We start from the raw sequence: 6,075 nt of genomic DNA, 5'->3' as shown, positions 1-6,075 counted from the left end.
ACATCAAGATATTAATATCTCGTTTTCCCCATTTCCAATTAGTTCTATCCAAAGTTAATTGGACTTTATCGAATGAAAATATATTGAAAATTAACTGAGAAATTTGACGATAATCGAAATACTGATCTGCAAAGAAGCGTTGTATACGTCGATAAAATGATTGTGGTAAGCACTTGATGGGTAAGGCTTTAGATGCAGAAGAAAGATTACATGTCTGTTTTTACAATTAATGCAAGCATAATCAGTGTAAAACATTTTGCATGTGACTTGTTCCACTTTAGATATTTGTTTAAGATGAGATGTAACTCATTGAAATGTATCATCATATTCGTCGTCAGAAAACAAGTATTATGCCATTATTTCAATGATTTATCTTTTTTTGTCGTGTACAAAGAAGTTTAATATATTTCTTTAAATGCTATGTCCAGTGCGTCATCAACAGATTTATCTTGTTGTACAACAATTTGTCTAACTTTTCTTAGCTTCAGTCAGATATAAGACACGCCCATCTTCCTGCATGACACGGGTATGTTCTAAATAATACAGATTTGCTCTTTTTGAATGTAGAATCGCTTTTAGATCAGATGGATTAAGTTATTCCATTTATCCACTGGAGCGAAAAACCTCGTGGTTCAGCACGAGGATATAAGCGACTGGAGTAAACCATATGAACGACACGAAATGTCGTTTTAAATACTTGTACTATAGTCACTATTAAGAAAAATACTGTTAAAATAATTGGATGAAGACACTCAAATTACGCATAAAAGACAAACATTGCAAGGTGTTAAATCAGTTAGCATCCGAAGTAAATTTTGTCTGGAATTATGTCAATGATTTGTGTTTTAAGCATCTACAACGTAAACAACAATTCTTTTCAGCATACGACATTGCAAAATACACGAAAGGCACATCGAAAGAATGCAACTTGCACAGTCAAACTATTCAGGCAGTGACAGAAGAATTGGTCACAAGACGCAAGCAGTTCAAAAAAGTAAAACTAAAATGGCGTGTCAGTAATAAAAAATCAGCTAGACGTTCACTAGGTTGGATACCGTTTAAAAAGGTTGCAATCAAATATGCTGATGGCTATGTTCAATATGGCAAGCATCAATTTAAACTATGGGATAGTTACGGATTAAGTCAATACAATATCAAAACAGGCACATTCGTAGAAGATAGTCGTGGACGTTGGTATGTTTGTCTTGTAGTTGATGCAGTCAAAATAGAAAAAAACAACGCTAAAACCTCAATTGGCATAGATTTAGGTTTAAAAGATTTAGCGACTTGTTCAGATGGCGTAAAACTTAAAGCACCTCAAATCTATCGGCAATATGAACAAAAACTTGGTATTGCTCAACGTGCAAAAAATAAGAAACGTGTCAAAGCCATCCATGCCAAGATTAAAAATGTAAGACAAAACATGCTGCATCAATTCAGCCGAAAATTGGTGAATGAACATGCAGCCATCTTCGTTGGCAATGTGAATGCCAAAGCATTAGCACAAACCAGATTGGCTAAATCAGTGCTAGATGCCAGTTGGACAACACTAAGAACCATGCTCAAGTATAAATGCGAGAACGCAGGGGTATGTTATGAAGAAGTCAATGAAGCCTATACCACCCAAATTTGTTCGTGCTGTGGCTCACGCTCCAGTAGTCTGAAAGGTAGAGCAGGACTTGGAATAAGAGAATGGCAGTGTGTGGAGTGCGGTACGCTCCATGATCGGGATGTAAATTCCGCACTGAATATTCTTGCGCTCGGGCATGAGCGTCTAGCAGTAGGAATCTCCTTTAGGTCTGGGAGGATGTCAATTTCTCCTTTTGAATATTTAATCAAAAAAATTGCATAAAGAAGTTAGTAATTTAGCAATACGACAAGTTATGACGTTTAAAATGATTGCTTATAGTGCAAATTAAATGATTCTAAATCAGAGTAGGAAATTTAATATATATCTACTATAATAAATAAATATAGCCAAAATAGAAACTAATATTTTATTTTAATACATATATGAATCAATATTGCACACTTCAAATTTTTCAAAATAACGAATGGCAAGATTGCGCTATCGTTGAATTAATTGCTAATCAAGAGCAGGGCTGGAGAGCATCTACACGAACGTCATACTTATTTGAATATGCTATTGAACATATGGATTTAAGGGATGGTCATGCTCTATCATTCCAATTTCCAGTCAATGTACAAAACAACTTAGAAAACCAATGGCCAGCATTTCTCATGGACTTGCTACCTCAAGGTTATGGGCGAAAGGAGCTTTTAAATCAGCTGGGTTTTTCAATTAATGCAGAAGAACAAGCTGATTGGCCCCTACTGAAATCTGGGGCAGGTAATCCTATTGGTAATCTACGAATTAAAGAAGCTTATGACTGGCTTCAAGATCATTTTCCGACAGTGAAACCTCGTGGATTTAGCCTAAGCGAAATAATTGAAAGGAAAGAAGATTTCATTGAGTCACTTGCATCATATGGCTTATTTGTTGCTGGTTCTTCAGGTGTTCAAGGTGAATGGCCTAAACTATTACTAACACAAGGATATGATGGTCTGTTTTATTTAGATCACAGTCTTCCAGATGAACTAGCAGCAAAGCATTGGCTAGTTAAATTTAGTCGTGGAAATGATCAAAAACTGGAAAAAATACTGTTACATGAAGCAATTTACATGAAAATAGCTCGGTATTTAGGTCTAAGAGTGTTCAACGACTTGGAACTTCACCAGAGAACGCTATTTATTCCACGTTTTGATCGCCAAATTATCAATGGTAAAGTCGAAAGAGTTGCACAAGAAAGCCTAGCCTCTTTAAGTGGTAAAGCTGGCTTCGGCGTTAAAATGACACATAATCAAATTTGTACATTGATCATGGAATGTTGCTCATCACCAAAAGCTGAAATTTTTGAATATTTGAAACGAGATATCGCTAATGTTGCATTAGGAAATAAAGATAATCATACCCGTAATACCGCAATTCAACGTTTAAATGACGGCACAATTCAATTAACACCCCTCTTCGATTTTGCACCAATGTGGCTTCATCCGGACGGAATTGCACGTACTACACGTTGGGAAAAAGATGACCATGGAGGAATGCCTATATGGGGATCTGTCATAACGCAAATAGAAGAATGTACAGGAATAGATTCAACTGAAATTAAACATACAATGATTCAACAATTGCCACTGTATGAAAATTTGCTCGATGAAATGAAAAAAATAAATATAGATGATGAGATTCTACAAAATAGTCATCATCGTATATTAAATATATGCCAACAGATTCAGGAGCTTTCTAATGGATAAACGTTATAAGCCTATGACGGCAATCGAGCAAATGAATAAACGCTTACAAGTCTTAGAAAATATAAATAACAATCCTGAGTGGCAAATTTACCAGATTGCATCATACATTAGAAAAGAACTACATTTAACATTAAATGAAATGAGTAAAATTACTAAAATAGCACCACAGACTTTACAGAAAATGGAGCAACCTGATAGTAATCCAACATTAGATTCTATAAATAAGTTGTTAAATGCATTTGGTTTAAAATTTATTATTAAATCAAAATAGTTTAATTTAAATTACCTATAAACTAGATTTTGATTTATTTTCTAAATAGTCACCCCACCACTGCATCATATCAGCTCTTTGTTGAATATAATCTGCATGGTTATAACTAGCACGTGTTTTATTCTTATCTACATGTGAAAGCTGAGCCTCAATCCAACTATCTTGAAATAAGCCAGAATCATTTAAAATAGTACTGAATGTTGATCTTAAACCGTGTGAGGATAGCTCATTTGTTTTGTATCCCATCTTACGAATGGCTGAATTTATTGTGTTAAAATGCAATGGCTTATCTTTAATTTTTGGGCTGGCAAAAACATAACGATCGCCTTGTGACCACTCTAGTGCAGATCTAACAATGCTCACCGCTTGCGATGATAACGGGACTAAAAAATCTGGAATATCATAACCTGCTATCACTTTTCGACGATATTGCTTGATATGTAAAGCAGGTATTTTCCAAATTTTGTTGTCAAAATCAAAATGATGAGGTTCTGCAGACAATAACTCTGCCCCCCTGACTCCAGTATATAATTTAAATAGGATTGCTTTTTTTATAATCGGATCTGTATTTAGTTGAGTTATTCTAAGAATAAAATTAGAAATTTCTTCATCTTTTAAATAGGGATAATTTTTCTTTAATTTCCCTTTCAATAATATTTTATTGAGACCATAAGCTTGATTATAATCACAGTATCCCATTGCAACTGCAAAATCATAGATTTGATTTAAATAGCTATACGCTTTTTTTACAGGTTCCTTAACTCCCCTATTTTCAATCTGCTTAATTACCTTAACTAAATCAGTTCTTTTAATTTTGCTAAAATCTATATCACCAATAACGGGATAAATGTCATTTATTAAACATGCATTCGCCAATTGGATTACACCACCACGTGGTTGATCTTTAAATGAATTATTTGTTTTAAACTCTAACCATTCTTCACAAACAACTTTAAAAGTTTGAATTTTCTCCTGAACTAAATTTTGTGTAGAAAATTTAGTTGCCTTATAGGAGTCTCTGGCCACTCTAGCCTCTTTGAGATTCATCTCAGGATATGTACCTAGAGTGACTCGTGGTCTTTTACCCGTTTCTGCAACTGAATATCGATAACTCCAAGACTTTTTTCCATTAGGATCGACTTTTAAGCTTAAACCATCATCATCAGCTAAAAAGTAAATTTTTTCTTTTGGATATGACTTTCGTACTTGTGTTTCCGTAAGACTCATAAATTTTTATAAACCAGCATAATGATCCCCATTATCTTAATTATATCAAAAATAAGCATTATTATGTGATGCGTAATATACGCATCACATAATAATTTATATATATGTTTTTTATGAATATTATTCTGAGTTTATAAGTTGAGTTAACCAAAAAAGTAACCACTGTTAAAATCTGTATTAAGCAACAAGAATTAGTAATAGTTAATCATTACTCTGCAATGGGTTTGTTTTAAAGACCTCGCAACCAAGCCTTTTTTACTCAAACGGGTGTCGGTACTTTAATTGCGGAAGGTAAAGAAGTCCGTAACTTTGGCGGTAAAGACTATATTTTAGAACAGACCATCACCACAAATATTGCCTTGGTTAAAGCCTATAAAGCAGATAAAGCTGGCAATTTAATCTTTAGAAAACTGCGAGAAACTTTAATTCCGAATGTGCAATGGCCGGCAAAATGACGGTGGTTGAAGTTGAGCAGATTGTCGAAATTGGTGAGCTAGATCCAGATGATATCCATTTACCCGGCATCTATGTCAACCGCTTGGTACTCAATACTGCGCCCAATAAACGCATTGAACAAATGACCCTAAAAGTGGAGGCTTAAATCATGGCTTGGACACGTAATGAAATGGCGCAGCGCGCAGTACAAGAGCTTGAAGATGGTTTCTATGTAAATTTAGGAATTGGCCTTCCAACGCTGGTTGCAAATTATATTCCTAATGATATGAATGTCTGGCTTCAATCTGAAAATGGCTTATTGGGTATTGGTGAGTTTCCAACGCAAAAAACCGTTGATGCAGATTTAATTAATGCTGGAAAACAAACGGTGACGGCACGTTCAGGTGCTGCCTTTTTTTCCAGTTCTGAATCCTTTGCTATGATTCGCGGCGGTCATGTCAATGTGGCAATTTTAGGAGCGATGGAAGTTTCAGAAAGCGGTGACTTAGCCAACTGGATGATCCCGGGTAAAAAAAGTCAAAGGTATGGGCGGTGCAATGGATTTGGTTGCAGGTGTACAAAAAATTGTTGTTCTCATGGAGCACTCAGCAAAAGATGGCAATCCCAAAATTTTAAAACAGTGTACGCTTCCATTAACCGGTAAAGGTGTGGTCAACAGAGTGATCACAGACCTTGGAGTTTTAGATATTACCCCTGCTAGAGTTGAGCTTGTTGAGCTTGCTAAAGATGTAAGTTTGGAACACATTCAGAAAGCGACGGGTGTAGAGTTAATGACAAAAAATATAAAAGTTGCTTAATTCTAT

At 35.1% G+C, this 6,075-nt stretch carries 4 protein-coding genes and 3 pseudogenes; 5 read left to right on the top strand and 2 right to left on the bottom strand.

What is annotated here, in order from left to right:
- Positions 1 to 323: pseudogene (locus tag AVJ20_RS17540) on the bottom strand (IS4 family transposase); the annotation flags it as partial.
- 419 nt (positions 324 to 742) lie between these two features.
- Here AVJ20_RS17540 and AVJ20_RS17530 point away from each other — a divergent pair.
- The 3 genes from AVJ20_RS17530 to AVJ20_RS17520 all read left to right on the top strand — a co-directional run bounded on the left by AVJ20_RS17530 (position 743) and on the right by AVJ20_RS17520 (position 3,589).
- On the top strand, positions 743 to 1,852 hold the full coding sequence (locus AVJ20_RS17530; protein WP_111886101.1) for an RNA-guided endonuclease InsQ/TnpB family protein: 1,110 nt from the start codon (positions 743 to 745) through the stop codon (positions 1,850 to 1,852).
- A gap of 161 nt (positions 1,853 to 2,013) precedes the next feature.
- Positions 2,014 to 3,318 (top strand): type II toxin-antitoxin system HipA family toxin, encoded by a 1,305-nt coding sequence (locus AVJ20_RS17525; RefSeq protein ID WP_111886100.1) that lies wholly within the window; start codon positions 2,014 to 2,016, stop codon positions 3,316 to 3,318.
- The gene (locus AVJ20_RS17520) at positions 3,311 to 3,589 is read left to right on the top strand and encodes a helix-turn-helix domain-containing protein (RefSeq protein WP_004871362.1); all 279 of its coding nucleotides are present in this window, start codon (positions 3,311 to 3,313) and stop codon (positions 3,587 to 3,589) included. The genes AVJ20_RS17525 and AVJ20_RS17520 overlap by 8 nt, the downstream gene beginning before the upstream one ends.
- Positions 3,590 to 3,604: 15 nt before the next feature.
- Here AVJ20_RS17520 and AVJ20_RS17515 read toward each other — a convergent pair whose 3' ends face one another.
- Complete coding sequence (locus AVJ20_RS17515) at positions 3,605 to 4,816, bottom strand: tyrosine-type recombinase/integrase (protein ID WP_111886099.1); 1,212 nt, start codon at positions 4,814 to 4,816, stop codon at positions 3,605 to 3,607.
- A gap of 248 nt (positions 4,817 to 5,064) precedes the next feature.
- On the opposite strand from AVJ20_RS17515, the pseudogene AVJ20_RS17510 reads away from it, so the two are divergent.
- Positions 5,065 to 5,417: pseudogene (locus tag AVJ20_RS17510) on the top strand (CoA transferase subunit A); the annotation flags it as partial.
- 3 nt (positions 5,418 to 5,420) lie between these two features.
- Positions 5,421 to 6,069, top strand: a pseudogene (locus AVJ20_RS17505) (3-oxoacid CoA-transferase subunit B).
- The last annotated feature ends 6 nt before the right edge of the window (positions 6,070 to 6,075 follow it).

The organism is Acinetobacter sp. CFCC 11171 (assembly GCF_003268405.1).
GTDB classification, from domain to species: domain Bacteria; phylum Pseudomonadota; class Gammaproteobacteria; order Pseudomonadales; family Moraxellaceae; genus Acinetobacter; species Acinetobacter amyesii.
This window is presented reverse-complemented; position numbering and strand designations above follow the sequence as displayed.